Origin of the sequence: Spirosoma fluviale (genome assembly GCF_900230225.1) — a bacterium.
In the GTDB taxonomy this organism is placed as follows: Bacteria; Bacteroidota; Bacteroidia; order Cytophagales; family Spirosomataceae; genus Spirosoma; species Spirosoma fluviale.
The window spans coordinates 728,919-742,525 of record NZ_OCNH01000003.1 but is presented as its reverse complement, the minus strand read 5'-3'; the positions used below and the strand labels follow the sequence as shown (position 1 = coordinate 742,525).

At 51.3% G+C, this 13,607-nt stretch carries 13 protein-coding genes; 8 read left to right on the top strand and 5 right to left on the bottom strand.

What is annotated here, in order from left to right; translation table 11 throughout:
• The first annotated feature begins 21 nt into the window (after positions 1 to 21).
• The 8 genes from eboE (at position 22) to CRO74_RS19165 (ending at position 8,007) form a co-directional block, all read left to right on the top strand.
• Positions 22 to 1,254 (top strand): metabolite traffic protein EboE, encoded by a 1,233-nt coding sequence (gene eboE, locus CRO74_RS19200; RefSeq protein ID WP_097127963.1) that lies wholly within the window; start codon positions 22 to 24, stop codon positions 1,252 to 1,254.
• A gap of 56 nt (positions 1,255 to 1,310) precedes the next feature.
• Entirely contained in the window at positions 1,311 to 2,699 is a 1,389-nt protein-coding gene (locus CRO74_RS19195; protein WP_097128689.1) for an alkaline phosphatase family protein, read from the top strand.
• Between the two features lie 39 nt (positions 2,700 to 2,738).
• On the top strand, positions 2,739 to 3,293 hold the full coding sequence (locus CRO74_RS19190) for a hypothetical protein (RefSeq protein ID WP_097127961.1): 555 nt from the start codon (positions 2,739 to 2,741) through the stop codon (positions 3,291 to 3,293).
• A 157-nt stretch (positions 3,294 to 3,450) separates the two neighbouring features.
• Complete coding sequence (locus tag CRO74_RS19185) at positions 3,451 to 4,536, top strand: hypothetical protein (RefSeq protein WP_097127960.1); 1,086 nt, start codon at positions 3,451 to 3,453, stop codon at positions 4,534 to 4,536.
• 24 nt (positions 4,537 to 4,560) lie between these two features.
• The gene (locus tag CRO74_RS19180) at positions 4,561 to 5,136 is read left to right on the top strand and encodes an RNA polymerase sigma factor (RefSeq protein WP_097127958.1); all 576 of its coding nucleotides are present in this window, start codon (positions 4,561 to 4,563) and stop codon (positions 5,134 to 5,136) included.
• Entirely contained in the window at positions 5,117 to 6,334 is a 1,218-nt protein-coding gene (locus tag CRO74_RS19175) for a hypothetical protein (protein WP_097127956.1), read from the top strand. The genes CRO74_RS19180 and CRO74_RS19175 overlap by 20 nt, the downstream gene beginning before the upstream one ends.
• 119 nt (positions 6,335 to 6,453) lie before the next feature.
• Positions 6,454 to 6,969, top strand: coding sequence for a hypothetical protein (locus tag CRO74_RS19170; protein WP_097127954.1), 516 nt, complete (start codon positions 6,454 to 6,456; stop codon positions 6,967 to 6,969).
• Between the two features lie 555 nt (positions 6,970 to 7,524).
• Positions 7,525 to 8,007: a low affinity iron permease family protein gene (locus tag CRO74_RS19165; protein WP_097127952.1), complete on the top strand. Its 483-nt coding sequence runs from the start codon at positions 7,525 to 7,527 to the stop codon at positions 8,005 to 8,007.
• Positions 8,008 to 8,035: 28 nt separating this feature from the next.
• On the opposite strand, the gene CRO74_RS19160 is transcribed toward CRO74_RS19165, so the two are convergent.
• The 5 genes from CRO74_RS19160 to CRO74_RS19140 all read right to left on the bottom strand — a co-directional run bounded on the left by CRO74_RS19160 (position 8,036) and on the right by CRO74_RS19140 (position 13,606).
• Positions 8,036 to 8,761, bottom strand: coding sequence for a DUF72 domain-containing protein (locus tag CRO74_RS19160; protein WP_097127950.1), 726 nt, complete (start codon positions 8,759 to 8,761; stop codon positions 8,036 to 8,038).
• 24 nt (positions 8,762 to 8,785) lie between these two features.
• On the bottom strand, positions 8,786 to 9,709 hold the full coding sequence (locus CRO74_RS19155; protein WP_097127948.1) for a YihY/virulence factor BrkB family protein: 924 nt from the start codon (positions 9,707 to 9,709) through the stop codon (positions 8,786 to 8,788).
• Positions 9,710 to 9,843: 134 nt separating this feature from the next.
• On the bottom strand, positions 9,844 to 10,686 hold the full coding sequence (locus tag CRO74_RS19150) for an SMP-30/gluconolactonase/LRE family protein (RefSeq protein ID WP_394341895.1): 843 nt from the start codon (positions 10,684 to 10,686) through the stop codon (positions 9,844 to 9,846).
• Between the two features lie 112 nt (positions 10,687 to 10,798).
• Complete coding sequence (locus CRO74_RS19145; RefSeq protein WP_097127944.1) at positions 10,799 to 11,635, bottom strand: ThuA domain-containing protein; 837 nt, start codon at positions 11,633 to 11,635, stop codon at positions 10,799 to 10,801.
• A 126-nt stretch (positions 11,636 to 11,761) separates the two neighbouring features.
• On the bottom strand, positions 11,762 to 13,606 hold the full coding sequence (locus tag CRO74_RS19140) for an ATP-binding protein (RefSeq protein WP_097127942.1): 1,845 nt from the start codon (positions 13,604 to 13,606) through the stop codon (positions 11,762 to 11,764).
• Between the last annotated feature and the right edge of the window lies 1 nt (position 13,607).

Below are 13,607 nucleotides of genomic sequence, written 5' to 3'. Positions count from 1 at the left end.
CGCTTTTGGTTACTACTGTTTATGAAAACCCTCCTCGGACACCTGGGTTACTGTACCAATATTCACGCGGGCGAAACCTGGGCAGATCACTTTGCTGCGCTGAAACAAGCCCTGCCGGAACTGAAACAACGGCTATCGCCCGATGCGCCCTTTGGCATCGGGTTGCGGCTGTCCAACATAGCCAGTGAAGAGCTGGAAATTCCCGAAAATCTGGTCGAATTTCAGCACTGGCTGGCCAAGAACGACTGTTACGTCTTCACCATGAACGGCTTTCCGTTCGGGGGTTTTCACGACACTGTCGTTAAAGATCAGGTACATACACCCGACTGGACTACCGAGGCACGGGTCGAATACACCAAACGGCTGTTCCGGATTTTATCGGTGCTGTTGCCCGTCGATGAGCTGGGCAACGGCATTCAGGGGGGCGTGTCTACTTCACCCCTCTCCTACCGGCACTGGTTCGAGTGGGACCAACCGGCGGCCCGCGATTATATCTATTCTCAAACGACCCAGAACGTCCTCGAAGTAGTAGCGGACCTGATTCGGTTACGGAAGCAAACCGACCGGCTCATGCACCTCGATCTGGAGCCCGAACCGGATGGCGTTATCGAAACATCCGACGAGTTCATCAGCTGGTTTACGGACTATCTGCTGCCTATGGGCATCGACCAGTTCAGCAGCGAATTTGGCCTGACCGATGAAGAAGCCGAAGCCACCATCTGCGAACACGTTCGGTTATGCTACGATGTTTGCCACTTTGCGGTGGGCTACGAACGGGCTGCCGATGTGCTCGACAAACTCAAAGATTATGGTCTGCGCGTCGGTAAAATCCAGATTAGTGCCGCTTTAAAAGCTGAATTCCCGGCTGATCCGGCGGGGCGACAGGCGGTTCGGCAAGCGTTTGAGCAGTTCAACGAACCAACGTATCTGCATCAGGTGGTAGCCCGAACAACATCCGGCGCGTTGCTTCGCTTCCCGGATTTGCCCGAAGCCCTGGCCGCGCTCGATGATACCCATGCCGAATGGCGGGCACACTTTCACGTTCCGCTGTTCGTCTCGGACTATGGCGTGTTGCAGTCCACGCAGGAGGATATCCGGGAGGTACTTCAGCTACAAGCCGAACGACGCTTTACGAACCAGATGGAAGTGGAAACCTATACCTGGGGCGTGCTGCCGGACGAATTAAAGAAAGACCTGATCGATTCCATTGAACGAGAAATGAAGTGGGTGTCTAAATCAATGAATGATGAGTAATGAATAATGCTATTACTAGCTCATTATTCATTACTCATCATTCATCATTCATCATTATGAAAAAGACCGTAGTACTCGACGTTGTTGGCCTGTCGCATTCGCTCATTGGCGAGCACACGCCCTTTCTGAAACAGTGGTTTGCCGGTAAACACCAGGCTACCATAGATCCTATGCTGCCCGCCCTCACTACGTCGGTGCAGTCGACCTACGTTACGGGCAAATGGCCCAGCGAAACGGGCATTGTTGGCAATGGCTGGTACGACCGTACCGATTCGGAAGTGAAGTTCTGGAAACAGTCCAACAAACTCGTGGCGGGCGAAAAAATCTGGGAGCGGGCCAAAAAGATCGACCCCAGCTTTACGGTCTCCAAAATGTTCTGGTGGTACAACATGTACTCGTCTGCCGACTACTCGGCCACGCCCCGGCCACAGTACCCGTCAGACGGCATGAAGCTTCCTGATTGCTATACCCAGCCCGCCGACCTCCGCGACCGGCTCCAGAAAGAACTCGGCACTTTTCCCCTATTTCAGTTTTGGGGACCGGCCACCACCATTAAGAGCAGCCGATGGATTGCCGATGCCTCCATGCTGGTCGATAAATGGCACAACCCGACCCTGACCTTGATCTACCTGCCGCATCTGGATTACTGCCTTCAGAAGTTTGGACAGGATTTCTCGAAAATAGGTAACGACCTTCGCGAGATCGACGACGTTTGCCGCGACCTGATCCAGTATTACGAAAAGCAGGGAGCTGAAGTCATTGTGCTGTCGGAATACGGCATCACGAACGTCAGCAAGCCGATTCACATCAACCGGATTCTGCGCGAAGCGGGCATGATTCGCTACCGGGAAGAGCGTGGGCTGGAGATGTTCGACGCCGGAGCCTCCCCCGCCTTCGCCACCCCCGACCATCAGATCGCGCATGTGTACATCAACGACCCGAGTGTTTTTAAGCAAGTGCGGACGCTGCTGGAAAATACACCGGGTGTTGAACTGGTTCTGGATAAAGATCAGCAAAAAGATTACCACATCGACCACGAACGCTCCGGCGATCTCGTTGTCGTGGCCGATGCCGATAGCTGGTTTACGTACTATTACTGGCTCGACGATACCCGCGCCCCGGACTATGCCCGCCTGGTGGCCATTCACCAGAAACCTGGTTATGACCCCGTTGAAATGTTCATGGACCAGACCAATCCGCTCATCAAGCTCAAGGCGGGGTATAAACTGGGCCGCAAACTGCTGGGCTTCCGCTACCTCATGAACGTGATTTCGCTGGATGCTACCCTGGTGAAAGGCTCGCACGGACGGACCGATACCCCCCGCGAGTATCACCCCGTTTATGTGAGTAGCCAGAACGTGGGCGAGTCGCTGACGGCCACGGATGTTTACGACCGGATATGGGAAATAATGGCCGCCGAAATCCCCGAAAAACAGACGCGGTAAGTTATTGGTTATTTGGACGAAAGGACTTAATTTAACCTTATGAAAGCCCTCGTCGCCCTCCTTCTGTTGGCCTCAGCCTGTACCAGCCATCGGCCGGCCGCTATCAATGCACCCGCCGATGGTGCGGAGTACTACCAGCCAACCGATCCGGTAGCGGTGAGTATGCCTCGCCTTTACCCCGACCCGGAGGGCGGACTAGGCCACTCGCAGGACCCGGATATTCGCGTGACGGACATCCGGCTCACGGCCAGCTACACGGTGCTGTACATGACCTTCGGGAAGGACCCCAACGACCGGAACAACAATTACTTCGGTACCAGCAGCATTTCCTTCAACCCGAAAGCCCTGCTGGCTTCCGCCGACGGTAAGAAAACCTACGCGCTGGTCAAAACGGAGGGTATTCCCGTGTCGCCGGAAACACGGGAAATCAAGAATGACGAGAAAGTACCTTTCGTGCTGTACTTCGAGCGACTGGACAAGGGCGTCGAATCCTTCGACCTCTTCGAATGCAAGAGCGATAACCTCAATTCCTGTTTTAACGTAGCGGGCATGACTATCCAGAATCCGGCGAGCCCGGAAGCCAAACAGAACTAAGCAGTGTAAAGGTATATTTGGTACGTAAGCGGCCTGAAACGGGCCAACACTAAAATTATTTTCAATTCCTGCCAGCGTTTTCTACCAATTAGTCGTCCAGGTCAGTAGTGGGTTCCTCCACATTACTCTTCTGATACCTGATAACTTTTCTGGCTCCATGAAAACGCTTTTTACGCTCCGATATGCCCTGCCGGGCTTTGTACTCATTGGCTGGCTTACGGGTGGTTGCACCCGCCAGGAACAGACGCCTGCCGCCCAGGGCACTTGCCGAATTGAGCAATACAGGGCAATAACAACCGCTGTAGGCCTTAACTCAACCCGGCAAACCAACTACCAATATGATCCGCAGGGTAATTTGACAAGCGTAGTTACCACGCTCAATCAGCGACCCACTAGCGGAACCGTGGGTACCAAAACCGGCACAACGACGGTTACCTATACCTACGATGCAGCCGGGTATTTAACGGGCTCAACCTCGCAGCAGCAGATAACAGATATTCTTCCCGGTAATAAAACGACCACAGCGGCAGTGTCGATAACCACCAGCTATTCGTACGCAAACGGTCGCTTGTCAACCGCTGTTACTAAAAACATTGGTGCCTATGGAGTGACCACAAACACGACAGAATCCTATGAATACAACGCATCCGGGGAGTTAACCCAAAAAACGGCACTTAACACGTATACCTACGACCCGGCAACCGCGAACGAGATCCCAGGGAGTCCAACCGGACCATTGCGCATCTGGACCTATCAGCAGAACCAGTTGGTCGACTATGCTGAGCGGTCCGGGGCGGTGGATTATCGGCCACTTACCATCGTCAATGGCCTTGTGACAAGTTACAGCACTGCGGGCAACTACAAAACGATCTGGGAATATGACAGCCAGAACCGCCAGACGAAAGCAGCGGATTATGTGAGTGATACGCTCACGATTATGACGACCCAAACCTGGAGCGACGCCAAACCAGCCACCGCTTCGTTGCCCGCCTTCAAGGGTTTTCCCGTAACGGTTCCTGCGTCTGAATTTGGCCAGACAGGTGTATTGTCGACCTCGACTAATTCATACTGGAATAGCATCAGTAAAACGAGAGAAACATTCGTTACCCAAAACTCGGTTAGCCAGACCAATAGCCAGGGCTTTGTAACCAATTCAGTTACCACGGCAAAACACCCGAACCCGGCCGCAGTTCCACAGGATTATACAACCACCGAGACCTACACTTATTCCAATTGCCAGTAATTCATACTCAACTGCTCTCTTTTCTTGGCTGACAATTCAGTAGCCGATATTATTAGGGGTTGCCGCCGGGGTCGGGAGGTAGCCATGCAGGCGTTTTATGAACGTTTTCACAGCTATGCCCTATCGGTTGCGCTGGCCTACGCGAGTGACCGGGAAGACGCCCTCGAACTGGTTAACGACAGCTTTCTGAAAGCCTTTGGCAACATGAACGCCATGAAAAATGAAGAATCTGTACTGCCCTGGTTGCGAAAAATTGTAGTCAATACCGCCATCGACTATTACCGCAAGCGCCGAAAGCAGGCGTTCAATGTGTCGACTGACGTTGTTGAAACTACGCTGGAGGAACCGTATCTGAACGACAACGCTATTTTTGCCCAACTGTCGGCAGAACACATTATCACCGTGCTTCAGCAACTACCCCTCCCCTACCGACTGGTCTTCAGCCTATACGTGCTGGACGGATTCGCTCATCGGGAAATTGCCGAACAACTGGGCATCACAGAAAGTACCTCCCGATCGCACCTAACCGAAGCCAACCGTCGATTACGCCGGGCATTGGCCTCTCAAACCACCATCAACCATGAGCGAACCGGACGATAAATCGCTGCACGACTGGGTACGGCGGTCGCTGGACGCCTACCGTCCCGACGAGAAACCGGCGGGCTGGGCGCAGGTACAGCGCCGTATCCGGCGTCGGCTCTGGTGGCGTCGGGGTATCGTCGTTGGCTGCACAGGACTACTGGTGTGGGTTGTGGGTTGGCTGGTTTATAGGCCAAAAATGCTGCCTTTCAACCGTACTATAACCATTACAAAACCTGAGGCATCCGTTATGACGGAGCCATACAAGCATCCGGAACGCCCCGGTTTACGATCATCCGGGCGTGAAACAGTTAACCGTAAGCGGGGGCGTACCAGCGCCTACTCTGCCAACCGTCCGACGTTTTCCAGGCAAAGTCGGCCACGGTTACAATTCCCCATTCAACTGATGGCAATAAGGGCGTTGAAACCGTTGCCCGGCGGAGTAGCCAACCTCGTTCATCACCGGCGGGTTGCGTTGAGTCCCGAAGAAATGGCGATTACCCGTCAAATGCTAACGGGAGACTTTGGTTCTGACTCAACGTCTTACCGAATCCTGGACCGAAACATCCGTCAATGGCCGGATGCCGTAATCGTGTGCGACCTTACTACGAGCATGTACCCGTACACAACCCAGTTGTTTGCGTGGTTTGCTGAAAATGCCCGCCATCCGGCTATAAAGGGAATGCTGTTTTTCACCGACTGCGACAGCCTGGGTCGACAGACCTATCCGGGCGGACCCGCGGGTAAAATGTACATCTGCCGGGAGCCCGTCACAGCCCGTGTGCTGCCGATTATTCTGGAAGCAGCCCGCAACACGGTTCGCAATAATGACGATGCAGAAAATACGGTCGAAGCACTTCTGGCGGCTCAAAAGGCGTTTCCCGAAGCCCGGCATCTGGTTCTGGTAGCTGATAATCTGAGTGATGTTAAAGATATGGACCTGCTGAAGACCGTTAAAAAACCGGTACACGTCATCCTGTGCGGTACCACCGGCGGTGACACGACTCAGGCTTTTCAACCGGCGTATTCCATCATTGCCAGCCAAACGAACGGAAGTCTGCATACCCTGGAAGACGACCTCGACCCATCCCGTCTTTCTGATATGACAACCCTCCGGGTGGGGGACCATTACTACCGGTACAGATCGCGCAGAAACCAGTTTAAACTCACGCCTTATCACCACAGGCCCAGGCGTTTTTTAGGATTTTTGTGGTTATAACCTGACAAATTTTGGGTAGTAAATAAATTAAATAACCGTCATTTTTTTATCCCTATGTACACAGAATAAGCGAGACAGACGTTACCAAAGAAGGATTATCACTTTGTTTTTGTCAGATTATGTTCTCTTTCTCTTCGTTTAATCGTTCTTTTCGCGTCCTTTTGTTTACCATTGCCAGTTTATATTCCAGTCTCTTCGCTCTGGCTCAAACCAATCTTAAATACCGGCTACTCACCGGTTATCTGCTAAACAGCGACGCCCCCGTTACCAAAGGAAAACCTACTCTTTTTGTTTTCGAGCAGGACGATACCTTTAAGCAGGTATTTCAGCAAGCGGCAACCGCACCAAAGCGCAAGGCAGATGCACCTAACTTCGAGCGGGAAATGGCGATCGGTATTGCCCTGCCTCCTACCAAAACACCACCAAAACTCTCGATTAGCCGAGTATTTGTACAGGACTCGACCCTTACCGTGCGGTACATTCGTATGGTTGATACAACCGTTACCAAATCTCCCCTACAGTCGGCTGCTCAGCCTATGCTGTTGCTCAGTATTCCGAAGCAAACTGTGTTAAGAACCCGTCTCGTTGAGAATGGAAAAGTTGTACAAACGGTTAAAAAGCGGGAAACGAACTAACGGTACTACACAAAAGCATCTATCCAATTAATAAATTTACTCGTTTTGTGAAAGAAAAGGCTGACCCATTTATCTATGCCGGATAACCACATACAATCAGCTATCAGGCCATACAAACACTTGATTAAAAGGCGTGACTTACTGGACAGTAAGCCCTTGTCAATCTAAAAACGCAGTTTACTTACTGCTTTTCAGGTCCTGGCAATACTGATTAAGTAACTTTATAACTATTTATTAACATATATAAAGTTATTGTTAAAATCAAAATTAGCGTTAATTTTAACCTGTCAACGCTTACAAACCGAAGCCCCGTCTATCCACACCTTTTGCAATCTTCTGGGCTGTAGCCCTTTCGCGCCTTCCCGGCACCCTACCTCTGGACTAAATTGGCTCCTGACCCGGTCGTACAGAAACTTACGTGCACCTCAAGTAACTAACTGACGATCAGATATTTAAAATTAAGATTTCGATTAAAAATCAATTAAACAAAGACAAACGTATTTCCATGGGCGTTTATGCAGTACTATTTACTGTTCACGAACTGATCGCTCAACTATGGAAACTCAAGCATCACAAACTGCCAGCAAGGGCTTATTAGAACGTTTTGCATCGACGGTTGCTCAGGCAACGGGTAGCTCAGCTGCCTTTTTGCTGGCCCTGGCCACGGTTATTATCTGGGCCGTAAGCGGGCCAATTTTCGGCTACTCGGAAAGCTGGCAACTCGTTATTAATACCGGCACAACCATCGTTACGTTTCTAATGGTGTTTTTAATTCAGAAAGCGCAGAACAAGGAGTCGATGTCTGTTCAGTTAAAACTCAACGAATTGATAGCCGCTACGAAAGGGGCCAGCAACCGGCTGGTATCGGTCGAGAACCTCACCGAAGAAGAGTTGGCTGTCTTGCAGCAACACTATCAGACAATGGCCGAGATCACCAAAAAAGCGTCCGATTTACGCCAGTCGCACTCTATTGAGGAAGCCATCAAAGATGCGTCTGAAAAGCTGGAGGACGAGTCAGGCGTAGGGCATACTCTATAATTGAAATGGCCCCGTCAGAAGATACGCCTTACCCGGCCAACTCTTGCAAGGTCCGGGCATTACGCACGGCATTGCCACCGCCATCATTATTAAAATAAACGAACACATCCCTGCCCATGTCGGCCCATTCCCGGATTCGGCCGGCCCACCAGTGCAGGTCGGTGTCTGAATAAGAGCCGCCGTATAGATGCTGATGGTCAGGGCCGTGCAAACGTACATACACGAACGGAGCCGTGACGTGCAGAATACACGGCAAGTTGGCTCCGCTCATAATGCAGTAAGCCACCTGATGTTGTTCGAGAAGGGTAAAAATAGCGTCGTTGTTCCAGCTGGGGTGTCTGAACTCAATAGAAACGCGCATCCAGGAAGGTACCTGATCCAGAAAATAGGCTAATCGGTCGTAGTCACATGCCTGCTGGGGAGCCAGTTGCACAAGAAGTATAGCCCGCTTTTGTTTTAGCTCATGCCAGCAGGCTTTAATTCGTTCCATCCATACCTCGGGCGCATACAGTTTTTTGGCGTGGGTAAGTCCACGGGGCGCTTTGACCGTCAGCTGAAAGCCATCGGGCAACCGTTGTTCCCAATTAGCAAACGTCGACTGTCTGGGCCAGTGGTAGAAGCTGCTGTTCAGTTCAACCGTCTGAAATTTCTGCAGGTAATAGTCCAGCCGTTTGCCAACGGGGGTTGGATTCGGGTACAACACGCCCTGCCAGTGATCGTAACTCCAACCCGAAGTACCAATGTAGACGCCCATACGAAGTATGCTGTTTATGTCTTTCTAGTTGTCTTTCTTTTCAGCTGGCTCTACCTCCGTGATGGTATAAGCAATGGCACTTTGGGTAGGCGGAGCCGTTGAGTGCGCCCATTCGCTGTACTGGCGGGTAAACGATGCGCCATAGTAGAACATCAGCGATGCGTAAAACACAAATAGCAGTAGAAGAATGATAGCCCCCGACCGCCCATACATAGCCCCGACCTGGCTGTTTATCAGCAAATTTTTGAGCACCCCTTCCCCGACTTTAAAGAGTACGCTGGTAAAAAACGCCCCCGGCCAGACAACTCGCCAGGCTACGTTTACATCGGGCAGATATTTAAAAAGAATGGCAAACCAAACCGTACGGACCAGTATGGAAACAACCAGATGGCTAAGATTGGCTAGACCCTGATAATAGGACAGAGACGAGAGCGACAGCGTGTTACTCAGCTGATTCATAAGCTGTTCCACCACCAGCGACCCGCTAAACAGCAACCCCGAACCAAAAATAATAGCCAGTGCCACCAGCCTATCGGTGAAGGCTCCCAGTACGTTGCGCCCGGCTTTTCGTTTAACGCGCCAGAGTTGATTGAGCGAGTTTTTGAGGATGGTGAACAAGGTTGTTGACGCCACCAGTACCAGTAGAATGCTCAGAGCCGTGAAGGAAATATCAGGTTTGGGCAGTTGAAGACGTTGCGAGATATCTTCCAGTTGGTTGGCACTTCGGGGTCCAAATAACTCGGCCAGTTCATGGAACAACTGGCCGCTGATACGCTGGTAATGGTCATTGAACAGACTACCCAGCACACGACTGAGGAGTATGACGATAGATGGCAGCGCAAAAAAGGCAAAGAAAGCCGTTGCCGCAGCCATACGGATGGGGTCATTCGCCTGTAGATCACTAAAGGCTTGCCTTGAGAGCCGAAAAACAGGCACTACCTTTTTCAACAGCGTGGCGGTTGGATACAGGTAGATAACCGTTCGTACGGCAATAGGGTTATGTGGATGTTTGTATTAGAAGGGAACCGGGGTGAGCTGGCGCGAATGAAGGCTGGCACGGGCGAATGCCAGCCTTCATTCGCTTACTTCGCTGCTTTCACCTTCATTTGAAGCGTGTAGATGGACTCCGATGCGGTGATGAATAACATATCACGGTTTTTTCCGCCAAAACAAACATTACCTACCCAGCCGGATGGCACCGGGATGTTCTGAATCTTCACCCGATCGGGGCCATATATGGTTACGCCTTTCCCCGTCAGATACAGGTTTCCTTTATTATCCAGCGTCATACCGTCCGATCCCTGACTCACATACAATTCCCGGTTTTTCAGGCTTCCATCGGGCTGTATCTCGTATCGATAGGTCTTGTTATCGCGAATATCAGCCACGAACAGATGCTTGCCGTCGGGCGAACCGATGATGCCGTTGGGCTGCTTTAAATCGCCATCAACGACCACGGCCTCCTTCATTCCTTTGGGTAGAAAATATACTTTCTGCCCGTCGATCTCGGGCTTTTTACGTTCCCAGTAATCGCGCTGGTAGTATGGGTCTGTAAAGTAAATTCCGCCTTTGGGGTCAATCCATAGATCATTAGGGCCGTTGAGTTTATGCCCTTGAAAATCGGTAAACAGGACGGTAACTTTTTTATCGGGACTGATGGACCAGAGTTCATTTTTTTCGTCGGCGCAGGTAATCAGATTCCCTTTTTTATCGAAATACATGCCATTGGAACGACCCGTCTTGTCCATAAACAGCGATAACTGCCCATCAACGTCGTACTTCCAGATTTTATCATTTGGCTGGTCAGTAAAATAAACTGCGCCTTTTTTATCAGCGGCTGGTCCCTCCGTAAATTTAAACTGACTGGCTATTTTTTGAAGCGCAGCGTTTGGGGCAATAAGCGTTTCAGAATCGGTCGTAGTCATAGTTGTTGACTGGCTAAATAAACTTCCCGACATCGTAAGGGAAATTGCCACTATAAAGCCGGACCTGATGTAATTGTTCATAGAAAATAGGTAATGGAGAAACGAATTGAATTTACCGAATTGGGGTATCTCTCGAATCGGCGTAGGCTTTACTGTAATCAAGTTTGGTCACCTGACCAGCTACGTAACGGATGCCCTGAAAGATATGTTTGATGAAGGTTTCGTCGGTCAGGTAGTCGGTTTTGGCGTGGCCGAGGGTCGTACACCAGGTATAGCCCCCATCGAAATTATAGTACCAGGCCGATGGATATAGCTGCGTATACGACCCGCCAAACATCTTCACCTTCTCGGGTTCGTCGTTGTTCAGCGTGGTCAAATCGTTCGCCATGATGACCGTTGGGCCGGGCGACATCTCTTTGGTAAAATAAAACTCATCTTCCCGCTGCCACTTTTTCGGCAGTCCCTGCATGGATGCGTTTTTCGTGTCGATCACCTCAACGGTAAACTTCTGGAATTTGGGATGCCAGGCGAAGGAGCCGCCAATCATGCGCTTGAACCAGGTCCAGTTGCGCTCGGTACCCATTACGGAGTGAATCCCGACAAAACCGCCCCCCGCTTCGATGTACCGCCGGAACGCCAGCCGCTGGGCGTCGGTGTCGAACACGTCGTTGTTGGTGCTGGGAAACACCAGCAGGGTGTAGTTTCTCAGGTTGTCTTCCGTAAAGACGACGGGATCTTCAGACACATCGACGGAGAAGCCGTTTTGCTGACCCAGCTTCTGAATGCACTGCACCGCATTGGGGATGTTATCGTGCACATACCCTTTGCCGTTTTTGGTGTACACCAGCACCTTCACTTTTTTCCACTTTACATCCTGACTCCAGCTACTGCCTATGCTGAGCAGGCATAGCAGTAAACCTGCAATCCATACCGTACTAATTCGATTCATCTGTGTGCTCTGGATAAGTCCAAACTTACCACCCCCAACCGAAGCGTCGGCCCGGCCCCTCCTAAAACAAGAGGGAGTTGGGGGTAGTAGCGGGGATAGTTGCTATCTATAAGCACTCCCCCCGCTTTATCTACGCGTATTTGTTAACTCCTGACTAACCGGAAGCCGAAAAAAGAAAGCAGCCCCGTCCGTTACAGTCGTATCGAGACCAATCTGGCCGTTCATGCTCTGAATAAATTCGCTCGAAATGGCCAGACCAAGACCGGTGCCTCCCGTTGTTTTGTTTCCGGCAGACTGCCCATTTAGGCCGGGGGCTTTAAAGTAGCGATCAAATACCCGGCTCTGGTGCTCCGGCCGAATACCCGTACCGTGGTCGCGTACCCGAAACTCAACAAATGAACCAGCTGACCGGGCAATCATGTCAATAACGCCGTCTTCGGGGCTGTGCCGGATAGCGTTCGAGAGGAAGTTGACCAATACCCAGGAGGCTTTATCCGGGTCGGCCAGTACGGCCGGTAGCTTTTGAGAGATGCTCAAGTTCAGGGTTATGTGTTTGTTTTCGGCGGCTACACGCAGGGCGTTGGTCGCATAGGTGACAATGTCGGCGGGGGCGACGGGCTGTATGTTCAACTGAATCTGCCCCGACTCGACCTGCGCCATGTTGAGCAGTTCGCCGGTTAGGTTAAGGAGCCGATTTATATCGTCACCAATGCTGGACACCAGCGATTTCTGTTCGTCGTTCAACGCACCGATCCGATTATCTTCCAGCAATTTAAGGCTCATTTTACTGCTCGACAGGGGCGTTTTCAGTTCGTGCGAAATAGTGGCAATGAAGTTGGTTTTCGCCAGATCGAGTTCCTTATAAGGCGTGATATTTTCGAGAACCATCACGTAACCCGCCAGTTCCGGCTGGCTTTCGCCCGTGCGCGTTACCTCTACCGTGTGCGTACGCCGGTTGAAATAGCTTTCCTTGCCGGGTTCATCTCCGTTAACGCCCGCATCATATATTTTCAGAAAGCCACTCCGTTCCGACGGCTCGGCATTGCCGGTCATAACATCCTGAATCAGGGTACGCATCAGGTCGTTCGACGCGGCTATGTCGGGCGCGTACTGGCCCAGCAGCTGCGATTCGTTGACGCCCAGCAACCGGCAGGCAACCGGATTGGCAAACAGAATACGCTTGTTTTCGTCCATCCCCACAATTCCTTCACTCATGATGCGGATGAGTGTGTCGATGCGTCGCTTTTCGAACAGCACCCGCGCCAGATTGGAGTGTTCGTACTCATCGAGTTTCTGCGCCATAGAATTAAACGACTGCGCCAACTCGCCAAATTCATCATTCGTATGAATATGCAGTCGCTCCTCGAAGTTTCGTTTGGCAATCTGCTTGATACCTCGTGTCAGCTCCCGAATGGGATTGGCAACGTAACCGGGAAAATTGACAATGAACGAAAACAAGATCAGGAAAAACATTGTCCCAAACGTGGCTAGCCACAACAGGGCATCTTTTGCCGTTTTTTGGGCGAACTCATTTTTGCGAACGATGGCCTGTCGATTGAGGTCGTCAAGGGAAAAGAGCTGCTCCCGGATACGCGCAATCGCTATCAGGTCGGGCGCGTCGCTCGATTTTAGTCGGTTAAACTCACGGCGCAGGTTGCTGGTCACGTCCTGCTCGCCGATCTCGGTAACACTAGCTTCCTGCTTCTTCAGGTTTTGTTCAAAATCGGCCATCCCATCGGGGTCTTTCCCGACCAAGTCTTTTTTGTCGGCGTCTTTCCTGACCGGGGCAGTAATCATCGCCATCGCTTTCTGCATGTTACTGACGTATTCGAGCGAGACGTAATTATCCTTCAGAATTGCCTGCAAATCGCTGGAAAGTTCGTTCAGGTAATAGATTCCCAGGCCACCCAGCGCCACAATAACGACGAACATGAATGCCAGGGCAGAGGCTATTTTACTTTTGATGGTCATG

Excerpts from the sequence above, each read along its gene's own strand:
- eboE (WP_097127963.1), top strand. The coding sequence starts at position 22 with ATGAAAACCCTCCTCGGACACCTGGGTTACTGTACCAATATTCACGCG.
- CRO74_RS19195 (WP_097128689.1), top strand. The coding sequence starts at position 1,311 with ATGAAAAAGACCGTAGTACTCGACGTTGTTGGCCTGTCGCATTCGCTC.
- CRO74_RS19190 (WP_097127961.1), top strand. The coding sequence starts at position 2,739 with ATGAAAGCCCTCGTCGCCCTCCTTCTGTTGGCCTCAGCCTGTACCAGC.
- CRO74_RS19185 (WP_097127960.1), top strand. The coding sequence starts at position 3,451 with ATGAAAACGCTTTTTACGCTCCGATATGCCCTGCCGGGCTTTGTACTC.
- CRO74_RS19175 (WP_097127956.1), top strand. The coding sequence starts at position 5,117 with ATGAGCGAACCGGACGATAAATCGCTGCACGACTGGGTACGGCGGTCG.
- CRO74_RS19170 (WP_097127954.1), top strand. The coding sequence starts at position 6,454 with ATGTTCTCTTTCTCTTCGTTTAATCGTTCTTTTCGCGTCCTTTTGTTT.
- CRO74_RS19165 (WP_097127952.1), top strand. The coding sequence starts at position 7,525 with ATGGAAACTCAAGCATCACAAACTGCCAGCAAGGGCTTATTAGAACGT.
- CRO74_RS19160 (WP_097127950.1), bottom strand. The coding sequence starts at position 8,761 with ATGGGCGTCTACATTGGTACTTCGGGTTGGAGTTACGATCACTGGCAG.
- CRO74_RS19150 (WP_394341895.1), bottom strand. The coding sequence starts at position 10,686 with ATGACTACGACCGATTCTGAAACGCTTATTGCCCCAAACGCTGCGCTT.
- CRO74_RS19145 (WP_097127944.1), bottom strand. The coding sequence starts at position 11,635 with ATGAATCGAATTAGTACGGTATGGATTGCAGGTTTACTGCTATGCCTG.
- CRO74_RS19140 (WP_097127942.1), bottom strand. The coding sequence starts at position 13,606 with ATGACCATCAAAAGTAAAATAGCCTCTGCCCTGGCATTCATGTTCGTC.